Annotated in this window: 26 protein-coding genes; 17 read left to right on the top strand and 9 right to left on the bottom strand. The window is 64.6% G+C overall.

Annotated elements, in window-relative coordinates:
- Positions 1-13: 13 nt before the first annotated feature.
- Entirely contained in the window at positions 14-829 is an 816-nt protein-coding gene (locus B6V75_RS02705) for a sulfite exporter TauE/SafE family protein (RefSeq protein WP_088718638.1), read from the top strand.
- 65 nt (positions 830-894) lie between these two features.
- Here B6V75_RS02705 and mazG read toward each other — a convergent pair whose 3' ends face one another.
- The gene (mazG, locus tag B6V75_RS02700; RefSeq protein ID WP_088718637.1) at positions 895-1,737 is read right to left on the bottom strand and encodes a nucleoside triphosphate pyrophosphohydrolase; all 843 of its coding nucleotides are present in this window, start codon (positions 1,735-1,737) and stop codon (positions 895-897) included.
- A 63-nt stretch (positions 1,738-1,800) separates the two neighbouring features.
- Here mazG and B6V75_RS02695 point away from each other — a divergent pair, with 63 nt between their 5' ends.
- From B6V75_RS02695 to B6V75_RS02650, 10 genes are all read left to right on the top strand, one after another.
- A complete protein-coding gene (locus B6V75_RS02695) occupies positions 1,801-2,964 on the top strand; it encodes a M20 aminoacylase family protein (RefSeq protein ID WP_088718636.1) in 1,164 nt (387 codons plus the stop codon).
- Between the two features lie 307 nt (positions 2,965-3,271).
- A complete protein-coding gene (gene yajC, locus B6V75_RS02690; RefSeq protein ID WP_088718635.1) occupies positions 3,272-3,610 on the top strand; it encodes a preprotein translocase subunit YajC in 339 nt (112 codons plus the stop codon).
- Positions 3,611-3,631: 21 nt separating this feature from the next.
- The gene (secD, locus tag B6V75_RS02685; RefSeq protein ID WP_075774768.1) at positions 3,632-5,302 is read left to right on the top strand and encodes a protein translocase subunit SecD; all 1,671 of its coding nucleotides are present in this window, start codon (positions 3,632-3,634) and stop codon (positions 5,300-5,302) included.
- Between the two features lie 13 nt (positions 5,303-5,315).
- Entirely contained in the window at positions 5,316-6,302 is a 987-nt protein-coding gene (gene secF, locus B6V75_RS02680; protein ID WP_075774769.1) for a protein translocase subunit SecF, read from the top strand.
- A complete protein-coding gene (locus tag B6V75_RS02675; protein WP_088718634.1) occupies positions 6,286-6,675 on the top strand; it encodes an Mth938-like domain-containing protein in 390 nt (129 codons plus the stop codon). The genes secF and B6V75_RS02675 overlap by 17 nt, the downstream gene beginning before the upstream one ends.
- The gene (gene ccmA, locus B6V75_RS02670) at positions 6,672-7,304 is read left to right on the top strand and encodes a heme ABC exporter ATP-binding protein CcmA (RefSeq protein WP_088718633.1); all 633 of its coding nucleotides are present in this window, start codon (positions 6,672-6,674) and stop codon (positions 7,302-7,304) included. Before B6V75_RS02675 ends, ccmA begins: the two co-directional genes overlap by 4 nt.
- Before the next feature lie 163 nt (positions 7,305-7,467).
- On the top strand, positions 7,468-8,124 hold the full coding sequence (gene ccmB, locus B6V75_RS02665; protein ID WP_088718632.1) for a heme exporter protein CcmB: 657 nt from the start codon (positions 7,468-7,470) through the stop codon (positions 8,122-8,124).
- A 65-nt stretch (positions 8,125-8,189) separates the two neighbouring features.
- Positions 8,190-8,918: a heme ABC transporter permease gene (locus B6V75_RS02660; protein ID WP_075774772.1), complete on the top strand. Its 729-nt coding sequence runs from the start codon at positions 8,190-8,192 to the stop codon at positions 8,916-8,918.
- On the top strand, positions 8,915-9,133 hold the full coding sequence (gene ccmD / locus B6V75_RS02655) for a heme exporter protein CcmD (RefSeq protein ID WP_088718631.1): 219 nt from the start codon (positions 8,915-8,917) through the stop codon (positions 9,131-9,133). The genes B6V75_RS02660 and ccmD overlap by 4 nt, the downstream gene beginning before the upstream one ends.
- Positions 9,126-9,662, top strand: coding sequence for a DsbE family thiol:disulfide interchange protein (locus B6V75_RS02650; protein WP_088718630.1), 537 nt, complete (start codon positions 9,126-9,128; stop codon positions 9,660-9,662). Before ccmD ends, B6V75_RS02650 begins: the two co-directional genes overlap by 8 nt.
- Positions 9,663-9,747: 85 nt before the next feature.
- On the opposite strand, the gene ssb is transcribed toward B6V75_RS02650, so the two are convergent.
- Positions 9,748-10,257 carry a single-stranded DNA-binding protein gene (gene ssb / locus B6V75_RS02645; RefSeq protein ID WP_075774774.1) on the bottom strand — a complete coding sequence of 170 codons (510 nt, stop codon included), beginning with the start codon at positions 10,255-10,257 and terminating at the stop codon, positions 9,748-9,750.
- A gap of 273 nt (positions 10,258-10,530) precedes the next feature.
- Here ssb and B6V75_RS02640 point away from each other — a divergent pair, with 273 nt between their 5' ends.
- From B6V75_RS02640 to B6V75_RS02625, 4 genes are all read left to right on the top strand, one after another.
- Positions 10,531-10,794 carry a PepSY domain-containing protein gene (locus B6V75_RS02640; protein ID WP_166504522.1) on the top strand — a complete coding sequence of 88 codons (264 nt, stop codon included), beginning with the start codon at positions 10,531-10,533 and terminating at the stop codon, positions 10,792-10,794.
- A gap of 82 nt (positions 10,795-10,876) precedes the next feature.
- Complete coding sequence (locus B6V75_RS02635; protein WP_077701218.1) at positions 10,877-11,476, top strand: cytochrome b/b6 domain-containing protein; 600 nt, start codon at positions 10,877-10,879, stop codon at positions 11,474-11,476.
- 6 nt (positions 11,477-11,482) lie between these two features.
- A complete protein-coding gene (locus B6V75_RS02630; protein WP_075774776.1) occupies positions 11,483-12,022 on the top strand; it encodes a helix-turn-helix transcriptional regulator in 540 nt (179 codons plus the stop codon).
- A 117-nt stretch (positions 12,023-12,139) separates the two neighbouring features.
- Positions 12,140-12,763 (top strand): lytic transglycosylase domain-containing protein, encoded by a 624-nt coding sequence (locus B6V75_RS02625; RefSeq protein ID WP_075774777.1) that lies wholly within the window; start codon positions 12,140-12,142, stop codon positions 12,761-12,763.
- Between the two features lie 99 nt (positions 12,764-12,862).
- On the opposite strand, the gene B6V75_RS02620 is transcribed toward B6V75_RS02625, so the two are convergent.
- Complete coding sequence (locus B6V75_RS02620; protein WP_075774778.1) at positions 12,863-13,420, bottom strand: YSC84-related protein; 558 nt, start codon at positions 13,418-13,420, stop codon at positions 12,863-12,865.
- A 141-nt stretch (positions 13,421-13,561) separates the two neighbouring features.
- Positions 13,562-14,563, bottom strand: coding sequence for a porphobilinogen synthase (hemB, locus tag B6V75_RS02615; protein WP_075774779.1), 1,002 nt, complete (start codon positions 14,561-14,563; stop codon positions 13,562-13,564).
- A gap of 157 nt (positions 14,564-14,720) precedes the next feature.
- Here hemB and B6V75_RS02610 point away from each other — a divergent pair, with 157 nt between their 5' ends.
- The gene (locus B6V75_RS02610; RefSeq protein ID WP_075774780.1) at positions 14,721-15,254 is read left to right on the top strand and encodes a hypothetical protein; all 534 of its coding nucleotides are present in this window, start codon (positions 14,721-14,723) and stop codon (positions 15,252-15,254) included.
- Between the two features lie 49 nt (positions 15,255-15,303).
- Positions 15,304-18,747 (top strand): transcription-repair coupling factor, encoded by a 3,444-nt coding sequence (mfd, locus tag B6V75_RS02605; protein WP_088718628.1) that lies wholly within the window; start codon positions 15,304-15,306, stop codon positions 18,745-18,747.
- Here the strand turns inward: mfd and B6V75_RS02600 are convergent.
- The 5 genes from B6V75_RS02600 to B6V75_RS02580 form a co-directional block, all read right to left on the bottom strand.
- Positions 18,719-19,393 (bottom strand): class I SAM-dependent methyltransferase, encoded by a 675-nt coding sequence (locus tag B6V75_RS02600; protein WP_088718627.1) that lies wholly within the window; start codon positions 19,391-19,393, stop codon positions 18,719-18,721. The genes mfd and B6V75_RS02600 overlap by 29 nt on opposite strands.
- Before the next feature lie 66 nt (positions 19,394-19,459).
- Positions 19,460-20,680 carry a multidrug effflux MFS transporter gene (locus B6V75_RS02595; RefSeq protein WP_240496892.1) on the bottom strand — a complete coding sequence of 407 codons (1,221 nt, stop codon included), beginning with the start codon at positions 20,678-20,680 and terminating at the stop codon, positions 19,460-19,462.
- Positions 20,681-20,818: 138 nt separating this feature from the next.
- Complete coding sequence (locus B6V75_RS02590) at positions 20,819-21,466, bottom strand: DsbA family oxidoreductase (protein WP_075774783.1); 648 nt, start codon at positions 21,464-21,466, stop codon at positions 20,819-20,821.
- Complete coding sequence (locus tag B6V75_RS02585; RefSeq protein ID WP_088718626.1) at positions 21,463-22,983, bottom strand: class I adenylate-forming enzyme family protein; 1,521 nt, start codon at positions 22,981-22,983, stop codon at positions 21,463-21,465. The genes B6V75_RS02590 and B6V75_RS02585 overlap by 4 nt, the downstream gene beginning before the upstream one ends.
- Positions 22,984-23,243: 260 nt before the next feature.
- Positions 23,244-23,573 carry a hypothetical protein gene (locus B6V75_RS02580; protein ID WP_075774785.1) on the bottom strand — a complete coding sequence of 110 codons (330 nt, stop codon included), beginning with the start codon at positions 23,571-23,573 and terminating at the stop codon, positions 23,244-23,246.
- Between the last annotated feature and the right edge of the window lie 23 nt (positions 23,574-23,596).

Raw genomic sequence — 23,596 nt, 5'->3', positions numbered from 1 at the left:
GGAGATTTCCGACATGCCCGATTTCGCCACGCTCGCGCCGCTCGTCCTGATCCTGATGGCAGTGGGGGCGTTCGCAGGCGTTCTGGCGGGGCTTCTGGGCGTCGGCGGCGGGATCGTCCTCGTGCCCGCGTTCTTCTATCTTTTCAGCGGGTTGGGCTACGGGTCGAGCGATCTTATGCAAGTCTGCGTCGCAACCTCTCTGGCCACGATCATCGTGACCTCGATCCGCTCGGTCATGGCCCATAACCGCAAGGGCGCGGTCGACTGGGATATCCTCAAGCAATGGATCGCCCCCATCGCCATCGGCGCGATCATCGGGGTGCTGGTCGTCCATCAGCTGCGCTCTTCGACCATGCAGATCATCTTCGCGGTCATGGTGCTGCTGATCGCCTGCTACATGATGTTCGGGAAATCGAGCTGGCGGATTTCGGACGGGCTGCCGGGTGGCATCTTCCGCGCGTGGTTCGGCCCGCTGATGGGGTTCCTCTCGGTGCTTCTGGGCATCGGGGGCGGGTCGATCGGTACGCCGATGCAGACGCTGCATGGCATTCCGATCCACCGCGCGGTCGCAACTTCGGCAGGCTTCGGCGTGACCATCGCACTGCCCTCGGCGATCGGCTTCCTGCTGACCCCGGTCCCCGACGCGCCGCCTTACTCGATCGGCGCGGTCAACATCCCCGCCTTCCTGATCGTTATCGCGATGACCACGCTCACCGCCCCCCTGGGCGCAGCGCTGGCGCATAAGCTCGATCCCAGGAAGCTCAAGCGTGTCTTCGCGGGTTTTCTTATGCTCGTCGCGCTGAACATGCTGCGCAAAGCGTTCCTCTAAGTCTCTTCGGGCTTGCTGAAAATATCCCTGGGGGCGCGAATGCGCGGGGGCAGCGCCCCCCTCCGTCACTTGATCTTGCGCGCCTTAGCCTCGTTCCAGAGCGCATCCATCTCGGCCAGATCGCTGTCCTTGGGCGCTTTCCCGCGCGCTTCAAGTTCGCGCTCGATATGATTGAACCGATTGGTGAATTTCAGATTGGCCGCGCGCAGGGACGCCTCCGGGTCCAGCCCCAGATGCCGCCCCAGATTGACCATCACGAACAGCAGATCGCCATATTCCTCGGCCAGTTCCTCCGGCCCCAATTCGTCGCGCGCCTCTTCCAACTCGCGCGCCTCCTCGACGATCTTGTCCAGAACCTCGTCGGTCGAAGGCCAGTCGAACCCAACACGGGCCGCGCGGTTCTGCAGCTTGATCGCACGCGTCAGCGCGGGCAGACCCAAGGCGACCCCGTCCAGCACACCGACACGCTCGGATTTGCCTGCAGCCTTGCGCTCGGCCGCCTTGATCGCTTCCCAATCGGCGGTCTGTTGTTCGGCGGATTTCTCGCGGCTCTCCGACCCGAAGACATGCGGATGGCGTGCCACCATCTTGGCGTTGATCGCGCGCAGCACGTCGGAGATGTCGAAACGCCCGTCCTCGGACGCCATCTGCGCATGATAGACCACCTGCAGCGCGAGATCGCCCAGCTCTCCGGGCAATTCCGCCCAAGCCTTGCGCGCGATCGCATCGGCGACTTCATGGGCTTCCTCGATCGTGTAGGGCGCGATGGAGGCAAAATCCTGCTCCAGGTCCCACGGGCAGCCGGTCTCGGGATCGCGCAGGCATTCCATGATCGCGGTCAGCCGGGTGAACTGATGCGCGGCGTCTCCCGTATCGTCAAAGATCAGGGCATCGTCGGGTTTGGCCATTGCAGCTTGCCTCCTGCCATGCGAATGCCTCTGGCCTAACCAGCCCGCAAGGGGAAGTCCACTATGCCCGTTCTCAACCGTATCGCCGATCTCGGCCCGCAAATGACCGAATGGCGGCACTGGCTGCATCGCCATCCCGAGCTGCGCTTCGCGCTGCACGAAACCTCGGCCTATGTCGCGGCCCGGCTGCGTGAGATCGGGGTGGACGAGATTCATGAAGGCATCGCCGAGACCGGTATCGTGGCGCTGATAAAGGGGCAGGGCGCGGGCCCGACCGTGGGCCTGCGGGCCGACATGGACGCTCTGCCGATCACCGAGGAAACCCATGCGGACTATGCCTCGGAAACCCCAGGCAAGATGCATGCCTGCGGGCATGACGGGCATACGGCGATGCTTCTGGGCGCGGCAGCCTATCTCGCCGAGACCCGAAAATTCGCCGGGACCGTCGCGCTGATCTTCCAGCCCGCCGAGGAAGACGGCGGCGGCGCCGAGGTGATGGTCGAGGACGGCGTGATGGAGCGCTTCGACATCTCGCGCGTCTACGCGATCCACAATGCGCCGGGGCTGCCTTTCGGGCATTTCTACACCACGCCCGGTCCCTATCTTGCGTCGGTCGACGAGGTCCGCGTGACGGTGACGGGGCGCGGCGGCCATGCGGCGACACCGCAGGGTTGCATCGATCCGATCCCGGCGCTCTCGGCGATGGTCTCCTCGCTGCAGACGGTGGTCGCGCGCAACGTGGGCGCGGGAGATGCGCTCGTTATCTCGGTGACGCAGATCCACGCGGGCACCGCGCTCAACATCATCCCCGAAAGCGGCTTTCTCACTGCGACGATTCGCTGCTTCGAGCCGGAAATCCGCGATCTGGCCGAGAAACGGATCCACGAGATCTGCGAAGGTATCGCGACGGCGCACGGCGTCAGCGTCGAGATCGAATACGAACGTGGCTACCCGCCCACCGTTAACGACCCTGACGAGACCGGCTTCGCCGCGGAGGTCGCAAGTGAAATCGCGGGCCCCGAGCGCGTGGTCACCGATGCTCCGCGTGAAATGGGCGCCGAGGATTTCGCCTATATGCTGGCCGCGCGGCCCGGCGCCTATCTGTTCATGGGCACCGGCGAGGGGGCAGGGCTCCACCATCCGCGCTTCGATTTCAACGACGAGGCGGCGCCGGTGGGCGCATCGCTGCTCGCACGTCTGGCCGAGCGCGCCCTGCCGCTGGCCTGACGGCCACCGGGTGCCCTTTCCCCTAGGTGCAGGTATTCCGGGGACGCTCCGGAGGAACGGGGCAGAGCCCCTCTTTCCGCGGCGGGTGTCTCCCTTTCGCGACGCGGGCCGCACACCGTTTCCGTTGCTCTTTGTCGCGACCGGGCGACGACCCCGCGCTGCGCGCCTCCTTTCGCCCCGTCAACGCGACGTGAGGACGCGCGTGCCGGGGCCGCTTCGCCTTGCCAAGCCTCAGGGCCACGGATAGGGTGCGCGCCGACAACCGGGGCGTCATGCCCCCAAGGCCCATGACAAAGGACCATAGATCATGTTCGTGACCCCCGCTTTCGCGCAGGCCGCCGGTGGCGCCAGCAACCCCGCCGCCGCGTTCGGCCAGTTCCTTCCCCTGATCCTGATCTTCGTGATCATGTATTTCCTGCTGATCCGTCCGCAGCAGAAAAAAGCCAAGGAGCACAAGGCGATGCTCGAGGCGCTGCGCCGCGGTGATCAGGTCGTGACCCAGGGCGGTATCCTCGGCAAAGTCACCCATCTCAAAGAAGACGGCGAAGTCGAAGTCGAGATCGCGCAGGGCGTGAAGGTCCGCGTTGTGAAATCGACCATCGTGCAGGTTCTCTCGCGCACCGAACCCGCCAAGACCTCCGAATAAGCCATATAAGGCCCGTCCCCCATGTTGCATATTTCGCTGTGGAAGCGCGTGCTGATCCTGATCGTCGTTGTGATCGGGCTCGTCTTTGCCGCGCCGAACATCTTTTACAACCGGGTGGAGGGGCATAACGATGCCGTTGCCGCCGCTGCGAAGGGCCAGGCCCTGACGCCCGATCAGCAGGCCGCGCGCGCGGGCTGGCCCGACTGGCTGCCCTCCGACATCGTGAACCTCGGTCTCGATCTGCGCGGCGGCGCGCAGCTTCTGGCCGAGGTCAATGTCGACGAGGTCTACAAGGCCCGCGTCGATGCGCTCTGGCCCGAGTTCCGCAAGGCGCTCGCCGCCGAACGCGGGACGCTCGGCTCGATCCGTCGGCTCAACGCCGATCCCGGCGTTCTGCGCATCCAGATCGGCAATGCCGACCAGATCGCCGAAGCCCAGAAGATCGCCGAGACGCTGAACAACCCTGTCTCCTCGCTGACCGGCGTGGGCCAGAAGACGCTCGCGATCACCACCCAGGGCAACCAGCTGATCGTCCAGCTCTCGGATGCCGAGAAAGCTGCGACCGACGACCGCACGATGCAGCAATCGCTCGAGATCGTGCGCCGCCGGATCGATGCCGCGGGCACCCGTGAACCCACGATCGTGCGCGAAGGCTCCGACCGCATCCTGATCCAGGTGCCGGGCGCGAGCTCCGCGCAGGAGATCAAGCAGCTGATCGGCACCACGGCGAAACTGACCTTCAACTCGGTGATCGGCACCAGCTCGAACCCGAATGAAGCGGTGGGCTCGGATCAGGAAATCCTGCCCTCGGCCGACCAGAAGGGCCTCTATTACATCCTCGACAGTGTTCCGGTCGTGACCGGCGAGGACCTGACGGACGCGCGCCCCGATACCGATCAGAACGGCTATCCGGCGGTGGCCTTCCGCTTCAACGCGAGCGCGGCGCGCACCTTCGGCGATTACACGCAGAACAATATCGGCAAGCCCTTCGCCATCGTGCTCGACAAGAAGGTGATCTCGGCCCCGACGATCCAATCGCATATCGCGGGCGGCTCGGGCATCATCACCGGCCGCTTCACGGTGAAAGAGGCGACCGATCTCGCGCTGTTGCTGCGCGCCGGCGCGCTGCCTGCTTCGATGAATTTCCTCGAAGAGCGGACCATCGGCCCGGAACTCGGCGCGGATTCGATCGCCGCGGGCAAGATGGCGGCGGCCGTGGGCGCGGTGCTCGTGGTGGTCTTCATGATCGCCTCCTATGGCACGTTCGGCGTCTTCGCCTCGCTGGCGCTGGGGATCAACATCGCGCTGATCTTCGCGATCATGTCGGCAATCGGCGGCACGTTGACGCTGCCCGGTATCGCAGGGATCGTGCTGACAATGGGGACCGCGGTCGATGCCAACGTGCTCGTGTTCGAACGTATCCGCGAGGAGCTGCGCAATCAGCAAAAGGCGAAAGCCGCCAGAGCGATCGAACTGGGTTACGAGCGCGCGATGTCGGCGATCATCGACGCCAACGTGACCACCTTCCTCACCGCGGTGATCCTCTTCGTGCTGGGCGCGGGCCCGGTGCGGGGCTTCGCCGTCACCTTCCTGATCGGGATTATCACCTCGGTCTTCACCGCGATCTGGGTGACGCGGCTGTTCGTGAGCCTCTGGTTCGCGCGCCGTCGTCCCCGCGAACTGGTTCTTTAAGGGAGATCGAGACATGGCATTCCGTCTGAAACTGGTTCCCGAAAAGACCAACTTCGACTTCTTCAAGCATCAGGTCGCGACCTTCGGCTTCTCCGTCGTCATGGTGCTGGCCTCGATCGTGCTCGTGCTGACCATGGGTCTGAACCTCGGCATCGACTTCCGAGGTGGGACCACGATCCGTACCGAGGCCGACCAGACCGAACCGGTCGACATCGGCGCCTATCGCTCGGCCATCGCGCCGCTCGGTCTGGGCGACGTGCTGATCACGCAGGTCTATGACCCCAACTTCCGCGCCGATCAGAAGGTCGTCACGATCCGCATCCAGGCGCAGGACGGGCAGGAGGCGATTAGCCCCGAGACCCAGGCCAAGGTGCTGGACTCGCTGAAAACGGTGAACAAGGACATCAAGATCGTCGCGACCGAGTCGATCGGCCCGAAAGTCTCGGGCGAGCTGATCTGGACCGCGATCTGGTCGGTTCTGGCCGCGGTCGCCGCGATCCTCGTCTATATCTGGCTGCGGTTCGAGTGGCAGTTCTCGGTCGGCGCCGTCGCGGCGCTGATCCACGACGTGACCGTTACCGTGGGCATATTCGCGCTGTTCCAGATCAAGTTCGACCTGTCGATCATCGCGGCGCTGCTGACGATCCTCGGCTACTCGATCAACGATACCGTCGTCGTCTTCGACCGTCTTCGCGAGAACCTTGTGAAATACAAGAAGATGCCGCTGCGCGAGGTGATGAACCTCTCGGTCAACGAGACGCTGTCGCGCACCGTGATGACCTCGGGCACCACGCTGCTGGCGCTGATTTCGCTGCTCGTTCTGGGCGGCGACGTGATCCGCAACTTCGTCTTCGCGATGACATGGGGCGTGATCGTGGGTACCTATTCCTCGGTCTATGTCGCAAAGAACATCGTCCTGTTCATCGGGCTGGACCGCAACAAGGAGAAGAAGGACCCCTCGGAGAAGTTCTTCGACAAAACGGATGTCGCTACTGACTGAAGCCAATTTCGGGGCCTCGCTGCCGATCGACGGTTACGGGCCGGGATTTTTCCGCGTCGCCGGAGAGGTCACGCGAGGCTCGATCTGGGTCTCGGGAGAGGAGATGGGCAACTGGGGCGGTCTGGACGACCGCGCGCCGATGCTCGCGCTCGCAGGAAAGCTCGACGTGCTGTTCATCGGCACCGGCGAAGAGATCGCCCATCTGCCGAAGGACCTCGTGGCCGAACTGGAGGCCGAGGGACTGATGTGCGAGGGCATGGCCACGCCGTCGGCGGCGCGTACCTATAACGTGCTGTTGTCCGAAGGCCGCCGCGTCGGCTGCGCGCTGATCGCGATGCCGGAAAAACCCGACGCCTCCGAGACGCCTGAATGAGCATGCTGTCGGTCGACGGGCTCGCAGTGTCGCGCGGGGGGCTTCCGGTGCTGGAAGACCTGAGCTTCACGCTCGACGCCGGTCATGCGCTAGTGCTGCGCGGTCCCAACGGGGTCGGCAAGACGACGCTCCTGCGCACTTTGGCGGGGCTGCAACCGGCTCTGGCGGGGACAGTCTCGGTGCCGCCGGAAAGCATGGCTTATGCCGCCCATTCCGACGGGCTGAAATCGACGCTGACCGTGCGCGAGAACCTCGGCTTCTGGGCGTCGGTCTATGCGACCCGCGATATCGAACCTGCACTGGCGCGGATGAACCTCAAAAGCCTCGAGACACGGCCTGCGCATAGCTTGTCGGCGGGGCAGAAACGCCGCCTCGGGCTTGCGCGTCTTCTGGTGACCGGGCGCCCGATCTGGGTGCTGGACGAGCCGACCGTCTCGCTCGACACCGCCTCCGTCGCGCTGTTCGCCGAGGCCGTGCGCGGCCATCTCGCGGGCGGCGGAGCGGCGCTGATCGCGACCCATATCGATCTTGGGCTGGACGAGGCGAAGGTCCTCGACCTGACGCCCTTCAAGGCCAAGATGCCGGAAGAGGGCGGGATGCAGGGTGCCTTCGACGAGGCTTTCCTGTGACCTGCCGCGGCGCGGTCTGCGCGGTCGGGAGCCTCCGGCGGGGATATTTGGACCAAGGCGAAAGCAGCTGCGCGCTGTTTCGGATTGGCGGAAATATCCCGGGGGATGAGCCGCGCAGCCGCGAAGGGGGCAGCGCCCCCTTGGCTCGCGCAGGAGGCCGGACATGATCGCGCTTCTTATGCGAGACCTGCGCCTCGCGGTACGCGCAGGTGGCGGCTTCGGGCTCGGGCTCGCGTTTTTCCTGATCGTGGTGACGCTGGTGCCTTTCGGCGTCGGCCCCGAGGGGAAAGTCCTCGCGCGGATCGCGCCGGGGATCCTGTGGGTCGGAGCGCTTCTGGCTTGCCTGCTCTCGCTCGACCGGATCTTCGCGCTCGATTACGAGGATGGCTCGCTCGATCTGCTGGTCACCGCGCCTGTGCCGCTGGAAGGGGTGGTTTCTATCAAGGCGCTCGCGCATTGGATCACGACCGGGCTTCCGCTGGTCGTCGCGGCGCCGATCTTCGGGATCTTGCTGCATCTGCCGCAAGGGGCGCATGTCTGGATGGTGGTTTCGCTTCTTCTGGGCACGCCCGCGCTTTCGGTTCTGGGCACGTTCGGGGCCGCGCTGACCGTCGGGCTGAAGCGCGGAGGACTTTTGTTGTCGCTGCTGGTCTTGCCATTCTACGTGCCGACCCTCATCTTCGGGGCGGAGCTCGTGCGCCGTGGCGCCGAGGGGATGAACACCGAGACACCGCTTCTGATGCTCGCCGGGATCACGGCGGCGACGATCGCGCTCGTGCCCTTCGCCTCGGCCGCCGCGATCCGCGTCAATCTGCGCTAGGGCTTCCCGCGCGCATCCCATGATAGGAAGAGCCAACCTGGCCAGAAGGTGAGCAGAACAACAAGATGTCGATCTGGGAATACGCCAACCCCGTCAAATTCATGAAGACAACGGACAAGGTCCTGCCCTGGACGGTGGGAATTGCCGCGATCACGCTGATCGTCGGGCTGGTCTGGGGCTATTTCTTCGTCCCGGCCGCCGAGAATTTCGGCGGCTCGGTGAAGGTGATCTATGTCCATGTTCCCGCCGCGATGATGGCGATCAACATCTGGGTGATGATGGTCGTGACCTCGCTGATCTGGCTGATCCGGCGCCACCATGTCTCGGCGCTCGCCGCCAAGGCCGCGGCGCCCATCGGCGCGGTGATGACGCTGATTGCGCTGATCACCGGCGCGGTCTGGGGCCAGCCGATGTGGGGTACCTGGTGGGAATGGGATCCGCGCCTGACGTCGTTCCTGATCCTGTTCCTGTTCTACCTCGGCTATATCGCGCTCTGGGCCGCGGTCGAGAACCCCGATACGGCCGCCGATCTGACCGGCGTGCTCAGCCTGGTCGGCGGGGTCTTCGCGGTGCTCTCGCGCTATGCGGCGAATTTCTGGAACCAGGGGCTGCATCAGGGGGCGACGCTCTCGATGGATTCCGAGCAGCACATCGCCGATGTCTACTGGTTCCCTCTGCTTCTCTGCATGGCCGGGTTCATCTTCTTCTTCCTCGCGCTGGTGCTGATCCGCACCCGCACCGAGGTCCGCGCGCGCCGTCTGGGCGCCATCCAGCAACGTGAGCGCATGGCATGAGTGATACGACCGAACAAGGCGGCACCGTCACCGAGGGCGGCGTCGTCCTCGTGGACCCGTCCACCAAATCCTACACCTACACCGTCAATATCGCCTGGGCCTCGACGGTCGTGCTTCTGGTGCTGATCGTCGTCGTCTCGCTGATGCGGGGCGCGAAGGTGAAACGTCAACTGGCCGAGGCCGAGGCCCGCCGGAAAGGGGGCGCACATGGTTAAGCCGCTGATGCTATTGCCGCCGCTGATCTTCGCGGGGCTCGCGGGCGTGTTCATCTGGGGGATGACGCGCGAAGACCCGACGCAGCTTCCCACCGCCTTTGCGGGCAAACCGGCGCCGCCGGTGCAGCTGGAGCCTCTGGGTGATTTCAAACCCTTCACCGATGCCGATCTCAAGGACGGCAAGATCAAGCTGGTGAACTTCTGGGCCTCGTGGTGCGCGCCGTGCCGGGTCGAGCATCCCAATCTCGAGGCGCTCGCCGATGAGGGGATTCCGATCTACGGGGTCAACTACAAGGACAAGCCCGCCAAGGCGCAGGGTTTCCTCAGCGAGATGGGCAATCCCTTCGCTGAGCTCGGGGCCGATCCGAAAGGGAAGATGGCGCTGAATTGGGGCGTCTACGGCGTGCCCGAGACCTTCGTGATCGATGGCGCGGGCAAGGTGCTCTATCGCTTTGCCGGACCGCTGACAGAGCGCGTGATCGCCTCGGATCTGCGCCCGCTTCTGGATGGCGAAACCGCCGCGAAATAAAGGGCAGGGCGCAGGCGCGCTTCTCTGACATCGGACAGCTTCAAAAGCAAAGGCCCCCGAACCGGGGGCCTTTCTTGTTTCTGGCTTAGAACGGGATCTCGTCGTCGAAATCCGAGCGGCCACCGCCGCCGCCGCCGCCCGAGGACGGGCCGCCATAGCCGCCGCCGTCATCGTAGCCGCCGCCACCCGAGGACGGGCCGCCGTAGCCACCGCCACCGCCGCCCTGACCGCCGCCCGAGCCGCCAGGCCCGTCGAGCATGGTCAGTTCCGAGCGATAGGGGCGCAGCACGACCTCGGTCGAGTAGCGGTCCTGACCGTTCTGGTCCTGCCATTTGCGGGTCTCGAGCTGGCCTTCGATATAGACCTTCGAGCCTTTGCGCAGATATTGCTCGGCCACTTTCGCCAGCGGCTCCGAGAAGATCGCGACCGAATGCCATTCGGTGCGCTCCTTGCGCTCGCCGGTATTGCGGTCGCGCCACGTCTCGGAGGTGGCGATGCGCAGGTTGCACACCTTGCCGCCGTTCGAGAAGGTCCGCACCTCTGGGTCGCGCCCCAGATTGCCGATCAGAATGACCTTGTTGACGCTGCCTGCCATATTGCCTCCGCCTGCGATTCTAGAATTGGTCCCAAAGGGTATAGAGCAGAGCCCCGCTGGAGCCTAGGGGCGAAGCTTCGCTCAACCGTGACGGAAAGCGGCGAAATCCCGCGTGCATCTTTGGTTTGAGAGCGATTTCGGCACCGCATTTCCAACCTTGCGTCGATAGCTGGCGGTCCGGGTTTGCCCCAGGTCTGCACGAGCCGGACGGCACCCGGGGACGACCCCGCCCGATCCGGTCGAGCAAACCCATATCCCATGAGGAGATACCCCATGAAATACCTGATGCTGATCGCCGCGAGCGCTACGATTGCCGCTGCTTCCACTCTCCCCGCACTCGCCGAAAGTGGCGAAGGCGACGTGGCCCCGGCACAAGAGCAGAAGCTCGCAGCCGAGCTGAAAGATCAGGGATACCAGGTTCGCAGCATGGAAACGGATGGCGGCTATATCGAGGTTTACGCGATGAAGGACGGCAAGCGCGCCAAGCTCTTCTTCGACTCGAACCTCAAGCAGGTGAAGCGTTCGGACAGCAACTGATCCGATCCTCGGGGACGGGCCGGCACGATCGGCCCGTCCTCTTCACGCCAGTCTTTCCCGAAAGCAGCAGGAGGGCCCGATCATGGCCATCGAAGACGCGAGCTTTACCGATCTTCCGTCGCATGAAACGTCTCACGCAGAACCGCCGCCCGTTGGCGCGCATAGCGTTTGGGACCCGTTCGTCCGGGTGTTCCACTGGTCGATCGCGGGCCTCTTTACCGCCAACGCCTTCTTCACCTCGCCGAAGAACGATCTGCATCACTGGATCGGCTACACGGTCGCGGGGCTCGTGATCGCGCGCATCCTCTGGGGGGTGTTCGGGACGCGTCATGCGAAGTTCAAGGATTTCCCGCCATCGCCCACCGGCGCGCTGACGCAGCTGCGCGATATGGCGACGGGGCGGCGGCACGCGCATCTGGGCCATTCGCCACTCGGCGCGCTGATGATCTACAATCTTTTGATCACGCTTCTGGTCATCGCGGGCTCGGGCTACCTGATGACGACTGACGCCTATTGGGGCGTGAAATGGCCCAAGGAAGTGCATGAACTGGCCGTCAACTGGGCCGAGGTTTCGATCGCCGCCCATATCGCCGCCGTCGTCTTTGAGAGCCGTCGGTTGCGCGTGAACCTTGCGCGCGCGATGATCACCGGTAAGAAGGTGTTCCGCAGCAACAGAGGGTAAACGCCCATGGCGATATCGCGAGCGCGAGTCTCGGTCTGGACGAAAGAGGGCGCATTGGTCGCCCTCATCTTATTCCAGACGGCCTGTGCCGCTCTCTTCGTGGCAGACGTGTTCAACGACATCCGCGAAGCCGGACGGTTCACGGTGGATCTCAACATGGAGCTGTTCGCCAATCTCGGCCTGATCGCGGGGATCGTCGTCGAGGCGACGGTGCTCTGGGCGCTCCTGCGCCGTCAGGCGCGCGCGGATCGCACCATCGGGGCCGCACAGGGCGCGATGGCCGAGATGATGGGCGCGCAGTTTGACCAATGGGGGCTCACGCCCGCAGAGGCCGATGTGGCGGCCTTCACCATCAAAGGGTTCTCGGTCTCGGAGACCGCCTCCTTTCGCGGATCGAGCGAGGCGACGGTGAAATCCCACCTCAATTCAGTCTACCGCAAAGCAGGGGTCTCGGGCCGTTCCCAGCTTGTCTCGATCTTCGTGGAGGAGCTGTTTCACGGCCCCATCAAGGCTGATGCGAAAGCGCAACAGGCACGCGCAATCTGACGTTAGGGAAGCGAGTCGGCGGGAGATTGCCGAGGCATTCGGCGTTTTCCTTTAACTTTTTGCCGATTTCTTTATAGTTTGGCCCCGAAAATATGGACAGTGAATGGTAAGGGGCCGATGCGTAGGACGATCGGAATTCTCGGGCTTGCGGCGATTGCCGCGGCGACGGTGATGACGGGCCCGATGAGCGCCCAGGCAGAGGGGCTGAGGCTCCAGGGTAACTCTTCGAAATCGCGTGCGATGCTGTTCCGAAACCAGACCAACATCCTCGACACGCGCGCAGCCCAGCAATACGAACATTCCTCGCGGCTGCGACCCGGCGGCAAGCTGACCCAGACCGCCAGTGCCGAGAGCGTTCCACGCTACAACGGCAAGTATCGCGGCCAGTATATCAACACCGCGAAATCGGTGGCCTCGCGCCACGGCATCCCGACCGACCTGTTTCTGCGGCTCGTACAGCAGGAGAGCGGCTGGAACCCGCAGGCGCGCTCGCACAAGGGGGCGATGGGGCTGGCACAGCTGATGCCCGCGACCGCCGCGAAACTGGGCGTGAACCCGCGCGATCCGGCGCAGAACCTCGAGGGCGGCGCGCGCTACCTCAAGATGATGTATGATCGCTTCGGAAGCTGGCGGCTGGCGCTCGCGGCCTATAACGCTGGGCCGGAGGCGGTCGCGAAACATAACGGCATTCCGCCGTATCGCGAGACTCGCAACTATGTGCGGGTGATCCTCGGCGGTTGATCCGTTATGCGCCCGCAATCATGAAAAGCCCCGCAAGATCATCAATCTGCGGGGCTTTCTTTATGTTTGGCTTTAAGGAAGCAGTCTAAGCGGCAGATTTTACGGAATGATCCGGGTATACTTGGTGCCCGCGAGCGTCGCGCCCGCCATCAGACCGGCCTGGCCGAAGACCAACGCGATGATCGGCGCGGTCGAGGTCAGCGTGGAGGCCGAAATCGCGCCGCCCTGATCCGGCACCGCGTAGCGCGCATCCGCGCCCAGTTGCCAGCCATCGCCGCGGCGGAAGCTGGACAGCGCCTCGGGCGTCATGAAGAACAGGGCATGGGCATATTGCTGCGCGCCGATCTGCAGACCGAAACTCGCCGCTGCCGCCGCGTAGTAATCGACCGTCACGTTGTTGATCCGCAGTGCGCCGCGCCCGAAAGCCCCACCTACGCCGAAGCCCGCCTCGGTCATCAGCGGCATCCAGAGCACGCCCACCGATTTGTTCTCGAGGTCGCGCGTGCCGGGATATTTCGTCAGAAGGTAGTTCCGGGTGGCATCGACCCGCGCGTCCAGCTTGGCACTGCCTGCGCTGCCCACGCCGTTGCCGCAGGCCGCAAGGCCGAGCCCCGCACCGCCCATCGCCAGAAGGGTCCGTCTGGAAAGTTTCGTCATGTCTGTCGCTCCGCTCGATATGCCCGATCTCGCGCCGGGCTGAATGGTCTTATTACGACCGCTTGGCACAATTAATAGACGAGGGAACCCGCTTTGTCACTTCTTCTTGAGCCAATTCACGCCGAAGTGGCAAGACCCTGCTCAGCCGTTACCGAGCAGTTTCGCGGCCTCCGGCGCGAAGTAGGTGAGCACGCCATCGCAGCCCGCGCGGCGGAAGCTCATCAGGCTTTCGAGCATGACCTTCTCGTGGTCGAGCCAGCCGTTCTTAACCGCCGCCATGATCATCGCGTATTCGCCCGAGACCTGATAGGCATAGGTCGGTACGCCGAACTGCTCTTTCACGCGGTGGCAGATGTCGAGATAGGGCATCCCCGGCTTCACCATGACCATGTCTGCGCCCTCCGACAGATCGCGCGCGACCAGCCGGATCGCCTCGTCGGAATTACCGGGGTTCATCTGATAGGTTTTCTTGTCGCCCTTGAGCGCACCGGTGGCGCCGACCGCGTCGCGGAATGGTCCATAGAAGCCGGAGGCATATTTCGCGGCATAGCTGAGGATCGTCACGTCCGAATGACCCGCGCCTTCGAGCGCCGAGCGCAGCGCCGTGATCCGCCCGTCCATCATGTCCGAAGGCCCGAGGATATCGGCCCCGGCTTCGGCCTGCGCGATCCCCATTTTCACAAGACATTCAACGGTTTCATCGTTGAGGATAACCCCGTCGCGCACCAGCCCGTCATGGCCGTTCGCATTGTAGGGGTCGAGGGCGATATCGGTCATGATCGCGATCTCGGGCACCTCGGCCTTGATCGCGCGGATTACCCGGTTGGTGATGTTCTCGGGGTTCCAGGCCTCTTCGCAGGTCTCGGTCTTCACTGCCGGATCGGTATAGGGAAAGAGGCAGATCGCCGGGATGCCAAGCTTTGCGGCCTCTTCGGCGGCGCGCACCGCGCCTTCCAGCGTGCGGCGCACGACGCCCGGCATCGAGGGCACTTCGACATCCGCGCCCGGCACGTCGGTGATGAAGATCGGCCAGATCATGTCCTTCACGCTCAACCGGTGTTCCTGTGCCAGATCGCGAAGCGCTGCAGTGCGGCGCATCCGGCGCAAACGGGTGTGGGGGAAGGGCGGAAGGATCGGGTTCATCGGCTGGCTCCTCTGGCTCGGGCAAAATGGGTGCCACGGATCGATGTAACAGGCAAGCGCGGCAGATCCGCGCGGGCTTCCGCTCGGGGCTGGGCTGGTCTATGCATCGTCAGGAGGGGGCGCGACACGACGACCCGGAAGAACGAGGGCGAGGGGCTTGGAAGTTTTCGACACGATCGCGCGGCTGATCGACCTGCGCAGCTTTTCCAACCTGTGGTATTGGATCGCCTTGGCCGCAGTCTGGTCTTCGGCCTCGCATTGGGTGTTGGGCGTGCCGTGGGACATGGTGATCCGCGCGCGCCGCAAGGGGGGCGACGCGGGTCAGGATCTGGCCGCGATGACGGCGCTGAGCGCACGGCGGCTGAACCGCATCCGGCGCGATGCCGGGTTCTCGATGTCGATCACCATCCCCTTCATGTTGAGCTTTCTCATCATCACCGGGTTCATCTACGGCTCGGAGACGGCGCAGGCTTTCGCTCTGCTGCTGGTGCCGATGATGGCCGTGTTTGGCTTGAGCCTGCGACTGGCGCATAAGCTCGATGCAGAGCCCACGCTTGCGCATGACCCGGCGATTGCGATCAAGGCACTCTCGCGCCACCGGGTGAACGTGCAGGCGATCGGCGTGGTCGCGATCATCGTGAGCGCGCTCTGGGGAATGTATCAGAACCTTCTCGCCTCGATGCTGGTTTGACGCGCGAAGCAACTTGACACCGGAGACAGGCCGGATACCTCGCTTGGCTATGGAGCATTTTCTTCTCTCGGGCGCCCCGGAAGGGTTCGACGCCGCCTTGCTGGCCAAGGAACTTGCCAAGGGCAAGTCGGTCATCCATGTCGCGCGCGACGATCGCCGTCTGGCGGCCATGCGCGGGGCACTTGCGTTCTTTGCGCCCGAGGCGACGGTGCTGGACTTCCCGGCGTGGGATTGTCTGCCCTATGACCGGGTCTCGCCCAATGCCGATATCTCCGCCACGCGCATGGCGACGCTGGCTGCGCTCGCCTCGGGGATGCCCGGGCCGTTCGTTCTGCTGACGACGCTTTCGGCTGCCATGCAGCGCGTGCCCGCGCGCGAGGTTCTGGCGGGCGCGAGCTTCACCGCGCAGGTCGGCAAGCGGATCGACGAGCAGGCGTTGCGCGAATTCCTCGTCCGGATGGGCTTCTCGCAGGCCTCGACCGTGTCCGAGCCCGGCGATTACGCGATCCGCGGCGGCATCATCGACATCTTCCCGCCCGGCGAGGGCGGTCCGGTGCGGCTCGATCTGTTCGGCGATGTGCTGGACGATGCGCGCGGATTCGATCCGGTGACCCAGCGTACGACCGAGAAGCTGAAAGGCGTGGAGCTGGCGCCGGTCTCCGAGGTCATCCTCGACGAGGCAGCGATCACCCGCTTCCGGCAGAATTACCGGATCGAATTCGGCTCGGGTGGTGCGGAAGACCCGCTTTACGAGGCGGTATCGGCAGGGCGCAAACAGGCGGGGATGGAGCATTGGCTGGGCTTCTTCCATGAAAAGCTCGAGACCATTTTCGACTATCTCCCCGATGCGTCGGTGATGCTCGACGACCAGATCGCGGCGCAGCAGGAAAGCCGTTGGGACGGCATCGCGGATCAGTATGACACGCGGCGCGAAGCGATGACCCGGCGCGACCGGCTGGACTCCGTCTACAAACCCGCGCCGCCGCAGCTTTTGTATTTGAACCCAGAGAGTTGGGAAGCGGTGTTGAAACCGCTTCGCGTGCTGCGCCTGCAGGTGATCCCGGCACCGCCCGGTCCCGGGATCCTGAATGCGGGCGGGCGCGTCGGGCGCAATTTCGCGCCCGAGCGCAAGGTGGAAAACGTCAGCCTGTTCAGCGCGTTGAAAGACCATGTTCAGGCGCGTCTGGCCGATGGTCCCGTGGTGATCGCCTCGTGGTCCGAGGGGGCACGTGAGCGCCTGAAAGGCCTGATGGAAGACGAGGGCGTGATCGGCGCGAAGCTGATCGGATCGGCGCGCGAGATCGGGCCGGGGGTGAACCTCACGGTCTGGCCGCTCGACGAAGGGTTCGAAGCCCCGCGCGATGGCAGCGAGATGACCGTGATCTCGGAGCAGGACGTGCTGGGCGAACGGCTCGTCTCGAAGCCGCGGCGCAAGCGCAAGGCCGAGAATTTCCTGACCGAACACACGACGCTGTCGCCCGGCGATTTGGTCGTGCATGTCGATCACGGGGTGGGGCGCTACAAGGGGTTGGAGACGGTCACGGCCCTTGGCGCGCCGCATGAATGCGTGCTCTTGGAATATGCAGGCGGGGATCGCCTTTATCTGCCAGTCGAGAATATTGAACTGCTCAGTCGTTACGGCCATGAGGAGGGCTTGCTCGACAAGCTTGGCGGGGGCGCATGGCAGGCCAAGAAGGCCAAGCTGAAGGAACGCATCCGCCAGATCGCCGACAAGCTGATGCGGATCGCGGCAGAGCGTCACCTGCGTCACGCACCCATTCTGGAAGCGCCGCATCACGAGTGGGAAAGCTTCGCCGCGCGCTTCCCCTATACCGAGACCGACGACCAGATGAGCGCGATCGAGGATGTGGTGGACGATCTGAAATCGGGCACGCCGATGGATCGTCTCGTCGTGGGCGATGTGGGCTTCGGCAAGACCGAGGTCGCGATGCGCGCGGCCTTCGTCGCCGCGCAATCGGGCATGCAGGTCGCGGTGATCGCGCCGACGACGCTGCTTGCGCGCCAGCATTACAAGACCTTCGCCGAACGCTTCCGGGGCACCGCGCTGAATGTGAAACCGCTCAGCCGCTTCGTCTCCGCCAAGGAGGCTACGAAGACCCGCGAGGGGCTGCGCGACGGCACGGTCGATATCGTGATCGGCACCCATGCGGTTCTGGCGAAATCGGTGAAATTCGCGAATCTCGGCCTGCTGGTCATCGACGAGGAGCAGCATTTCGGCGTGCAGCACAAAGAGCGCCTGAAAGAGATGCGCTCGGAGATTCACGTGCTGACGCTGACCGCGACGCCGATCCCGCGCACGCTGCAACTCTCATTGACCGGGGTGCGCGATCTCTCGATCATCGGCACACCGCCCGTCGACCGCCTTGCGATCCGCACCTATGTCTCCGAGTTCGACACTGTCACCGTACGCGAGGCGCTTCTGCGCGAGCATTACCGGGGCGGGCAGAGCTTCTATGTCGTGCCACGAATTTCCGATCTTCCCGAAATCGAGGAATTTCTGCAAACCCACGTGCCGGAGGTGAAATATCTCGTGGCGCATGGGCAGATGGCCGCGGGCGAGTTGGACGACCGGATGAACGCCTTCTACGACGGCAAATACGACGTTCTGCTGGCGACGACGATCGTGGAAAGTGGCCTCGACATCCCGACCGCGAACACGATGGTAATTCATCGCGCCGACATGTTCGGCCTCAGCCAGCTTTACCAGATACGGGGCCGGGTAGGCCGCGCGAAGACACGGGCCTATTGTTACCTGACGACGAAGCCGCGCATGCCGCTGACGCCACAAGCGCAGAAACGGCTGCGTCTGCTAGGCTCGCTCGACAGCCTCGGGGCGGGGTTCAACCTTGCGAGCCAGGACTTGGACCTGCGCGGCGCAGGCAACCTGCTGGGCGAGGAACAGTCGGGACACATCCGCGAGGTGGGTTACGAGCTCTATCAGTCGATGCTGGAAGAGACGATCTCGAAGCTGAAATCGGGCGAATTGACCGAGACGGCGGATGGCGATTGGTCGCCGCAGATCAATCTCGGCGTGCCGGTGATGATCCCCGACAGCTACATCCCCGATCTCGACGTGCGCCTCGGCCTCTATCGTCGCCTGTCGAGCCTTACCACCAAGGTCGAGCTGGAAGGGTTCGCCGCCGAGCTGATCGACCGCTTTGGCGAACTGCCGAAAGAGGTCAACACGCTGCTGCTGGTCGTCCGGATCAAGGCGATGTGCAAACGCGCGATGATCGCCAAGCTCGATGCCGGGCCGAAGGGCGCGACCGTCCAGTTCCACAACGACAAGTTCCCCAACCCGCAGGGGCTCGTGGAATTCCTGACCGCGCAGCGCGATCTTGCCAAGGTGAAGGACAACAAGCTGGTCATTCGCCGCGACTGGAAGAACGACAAGGACAAGATCAAGGGCGCCTTCGCGATCGCCCGCGACCTGGCCGAGAAGGTTATCGAGGCGAAGAAGACGAAGGCCTGAGCGGCTCCGCGCGGAACATCACCTGTCCGCGCGGCAGCATCCGGTCGTCGCGGATAAGGCGCCAGCCAGCCGCATCCGCCATCGTGTAGAGCTCGGCTTCCGAAAGGTGATAGGGCGCGCGGTTCGCGTGGGTGACGACGCCGTCGTTTTGTCGGTGGATTGTGGCGCCTTCGGGGGCTAGGAATACCGTAAGCAGCAGGCACTCCAGTTGAGCAAAGCGCCGCAAGCCGTTGAAGCAATGTGCAATCGCGTCGCTTTCCAGATGCGGAAAGACACCGAAAGCGATGGCATGGGTGATCGTGTCCGTCACGCCATCAAAACCGAAATCCGCGTCTTCGACCAGCTGCATAGGATCGAGCCGGTCGCGCGCCTCCAACTCCGCCGCATAGCCCGCAAGCATCAGTGCGCGCGAGGCATCCGTGGCCCAGTAATGGCCGGGCTCCAGATAGGGCACCGCCTTGCAGCCCAGCCGCAACGCCCCCGCACCGATATCGAGAAGGACATGATCGGGCCGCAGCCCGTGATCCAGAAGCGCGGCCATCTGCGCGCGGCCCGTCTCGTCCCAGCGGCCGCCCACGATGTCGCGGTGGCGTCCCTTGGCGAGCGCCTCATCATAGAACCCGGGGCGGGCATAGGGCGACGACATCGGTGAGGCTCCGTGACAAGGGCGATGCGCGCATATGTAGCTTTTGCACCTGCGCGTAAAGCCCCGTCAGCCGGTTTCCTGCGTCTTGCGGATCAGCCACCAGGCGAGGCTCGAGCAGGTCAGCGTCGCGATCACCATCGGCAGCGCAGTGCCGTTGAAGGACAGGCCCACCGGGGCTGCGATGATCACCGCGCCGACGGTCGAAATCGCCGACACGATGGACGCCGCCATGCCCGCGATATGGCCCATATGTTCCAGCGCCAGCGCGTTGAGATTGCCGAAGGTCAGGCCCGCCATCGCGAAGACCGAGACCGAGTAGATGAAGATGAACGGGAAGCCCGCCGCGCCGTCAGTGAACCCGAGCAGCACCAGCACCAGCATTACCGCCGAGATCGCCACCTGGGAGATATAGGTCCCCTTGACGATCTTGCGCATCCCCAGCCGCATCACGTAGCGCGCGTTGAAGATCGTGGCCGAGCCCGCGAGCAGCGCGCCGATCGCGAACCACATCGGGAAGGTGTCGGTGACGCCATGCGCGGCGTAAAGCTGCTGCGCGGTGGACAGCAGGCCGAACATCTGCCCGAAGCCCAGCGTCATCGTCACGATATAGAGACGCACATCCGAATGGGTGATCACCTCCAGCGCCGCGGCGCGCAGCTTGGATACGCTCAGCGGTCGGCGATCCTCGGGGGCGAGCGTTTCGGGTTGGCGGATCATCAGCCAGCTCACGCCGACGCAGCCGAAGACCATGAAGGCCCAGAATACGCCGCGCCAGCCCGCGAGAGCGATCACCAGTTGGCCGACCGAGGGGGCGACGGCCGGCACGAGGATGAAGATCATCATGATGAATGAGGTGATCTTCGCCATCTCGCGCCCGGCGAAGAGGTCGCGCACCAGCGCCATCACCGTGATCCGCGGACCCGATGCGCCGATCCCTTGCAGCACCCGCGCCGCCAGAAGCGCTTCGAGGCTTTGCGCATGGGCGGCGACGAAGGCACCGACCATGTAGATCGCAATCCCCCCCGCGATGGTCTTGCGCCGCCCCAGCGCATCCGAGATCGGCCCGGCGAACAGCGTGCCCACGCCCATGCCCAGCACGAAGGCGGTCAGCACCAGCTGCGCACGGTTGACCGCGTCGGGGCTCAACTCTGCCGCGATCTGCGGCAGTGCCGGCAGCATCGCGTCGATCGAGAAGGCGACCGTCGCGATCAAGGAGGCGAGCATGACCGTCAGTTCGGGCAGCGAAAGGGGCGTGCGCGCCCGGGGCGCGTCAGAGATGTGGGACATTCTGGGGGACTTTCCGAGAGTCGGATCTATTCGAAACGCGAGCATAGGGAGCTGCGCCGATTTGGCCAGAGGGCCGGGCGCGCAGCCCCCTGTGCGCTCACGCGATAGTGACGGCGGCTGCGACGCCGGACAACTCGGTCAGTGCTGGGTCGCGTCGGACGGTGTGCCGGACAGCTCGTCGATGACCTGCAGCCACAGCTCGGTCGGTTGCGCGCCGCTCACCAGATGAGCATTTGCGACAACGACCGAGGGCACCGCGTTGATCCCACGCTCGCGCGCATGTTGTTCCTTGGCGACGATCGTGTCGATATCGGCATCCGAAGCCAGAAGCCGCTCCACCAGTCGCGGGTCCATCCGCGCCGCCTCGGCCACTTCACACAGCACGGTCGAGTCGCCGATATTGCGCCCGTCGCTCCAATGTGCGGCCAGCAGCCCCTCCATCGCCTCTTCCTGCCGCTCTTCCAGCCCCGCCCAATAGAGCAGGCGATGCGCGTTGCGGGTGTTCGGCTGATGGGTGACGCGCTCGGGGTGGAAATCGTAGCCCTCGGCCTCCGCGATCTCGAGCAGCTGCACATGCATCTTCGCCGCCCCGTCCTGACCGAACTTCGCCTGCAGGTAATCGGCGCGCGCCATCCCCTCGGGCGGCATCGTCGGGTTCAGCTCGAAGGGCTGCCACGCACGCTGGAACGGGTGGTCGGGGCGTTGGGCGAGCGCCCGGTCGAGCCGCGCCTTGCCGATGAAGCACCACGGGCAAACGGGATCGGCGAAAATATCGAGCGTGATCATGAGGTGACCTCCTGTTGCAGCATGGTGCGGATTTCCGAGCGCAGCACCTTGCCGTTGCGGTTGCGGGGCAGGGCGGCGATATGGGCGTAAAGGCGCGGCTGCTTGTAGCGTGCAAGCCGCGCCTCGGCATGGGCGCGCAGCGTCTCTTCCCCGGCGTCGCCGGTATAGGCCAGTGCGATGACGCTTGCATCGACTTTCACCGCGATTTCGACCGCGGCCACGTCGCCCGCGCCGGGGCAGTCATGCATGACCTCTTCGACCTCGATCGGCGAGACCCGGAAGCCGCCCGCATTCATCATATCATAGCCGCGTCCGAGATAGGTGATCGCACCATCTTCGCCCATCGAGACCGTGTCGCCGGTGACGAACCACGGGCCGATCCGGCGCGCCGCAGTCTCTTCGGACGCATTCCAATAGCCCAGATAGAGCCCAGGATCGCTTTCATGGATCGCCAGCTGCCCCGGCTCGCCGCGCGGCACCGGTTGCCCGTCTTCGCCCAACACGGCGACATGACGGCCCGCCTGCGGATAGCCGCAGGTGCCGGGCGGCGCGGGATGGTCCGGACTGCCCGAGATGAAGGTCGAGCATTCGGACATGCCGAGCGCCTCATAGACCCTGGTGCCCGTCGCCGCGATCCAGGCCGCGCGCGTGGGCTCCGGCAGCGCCTCGCCCGCGCTCAGCCCATGGCGTAGCTTCGGCAGCGATAGCGCCTCATGATGTTTCAGGATTTGCCGGTAGACTCCGGGAGCGGCGGCGAAGATCGTCGCGTCGAAGCGCTTGAGCAGCAGGGGCAGGCTGCGCGGCTCTACCCTGTCCGCCGGGATCAGCGCGGTGGCCCCTAGTGTCCACGGGTCCATCAACCCGGTGTCGAGCGTATAGGTCCAGTTGAAGGCGCCTGCATGCATCAGACGGTCGTCGGGCCCCATGCCATACCAGCCGCGATACATCATCTGCCGCGCCCAGATCGCGCGATGCGCATGCATCACGGCGCGCGCCGAGCCGCCCGTGCCGGAGGTGAAGATCATATAGGCGAGGCGGTTCGGATCGCCCATTGCGTAGTCGCAGGGGGCGGCGTCCCCGGCCTTGCGCAGAATATCGGCGGGGATTGCGCGCGCCGGATGATCGGGCAGGGCTATCCCATCGCCCGCCACGACAGCCGCCGGATCGAGATCGCCCGCCAGTTTGGTAATCTCCGCCTCGGTCAGCTGCGCCGATGTCGGCACCGGCACCAGCCCGGCTGCGATGGCGCCAAGGAAAGCGATGGGAAATTCCGGACCGTTGCCCAGCCGCAGCATCACGCGATCTCCGGGTGTCAGCCCCGCGTCGAGCAACAGCGTTCCCGCACCGCGCACCGCCGCGGTCAGCCGCCCATAGGACCAGCGCTGCGCGCCCGAAGGCTTCACGATCTGCATCGCCAGCTTGTCCGGGGTCGCCGCGCCTGCCGCCAGAACATGCGCGGCCATGTTGAAGGCGCTCGGCGGGGCGGGGATCGGGTCTGTGCGGTAAACGGAATCCATGCCGCCTAGCTAGGACGCGGCGCGCGCCCGAGCAAGCCCGAACGCGCGCCCTTCACTCTGACTTCGCCTTGGCGAAATTATCTTGGCGTAGGACGAGCTGCCTTCCAGTGGAAGGACGCCCCGCCGAACGCCCGGAGCGCAGAGGAAGGGCCACGATGCAGCGGGGGCAGAGCCCCCTGCAACTTTAGCCATGTGCGACCGTGCGCGGGAGCAAAGCGCCCATGTGACGTGAAGTTTGCGCGCCTATGCGCGGGCTAAGCTTACTCGTCCTCTTCCTCGTCGTCGCCGAAGCGCGCGTCGTCGTCATATTCGTCTTCGCCTTCGGGGACGTATTTCGAGGAGGCCGCGATCGAGTGACCGTCATGAGTCGGGTCCATGATCACGTCGGAGGGCAATTCGCCTCGCATCCAGTCGCGAATTTCGTCGCGCGCGTCGGCGGGCTCCTGTTCGGTCAGCTCGGCGATATAGCGGATGAAGGCTTTCTGATCGCCGTCGATCTCGTCAAGCTCGGCCTCGTCGGCATCCGGCCACCGATCCACGATAGCCTCGTAAAATGCCGCCCAGTTTTCCTCGATATGGTGCCATTTCATCGCTTTTGATCCTTTTCTTCACG

Source organism: Thioclava sp. F1Mire-8, from assembly GCF_002213165.1.
In the GTDB taxonomy this organism is placed as follows: Bacteria; Pseudomonadota; Alphaproteobacteria; order Rhodobacterales; family Rhodobacteraceae; genus Thioclava; species Thioclava nitratireducens.
This window is presented reverse-complemented; position numbering and strand designations above follow the sequence as displayed.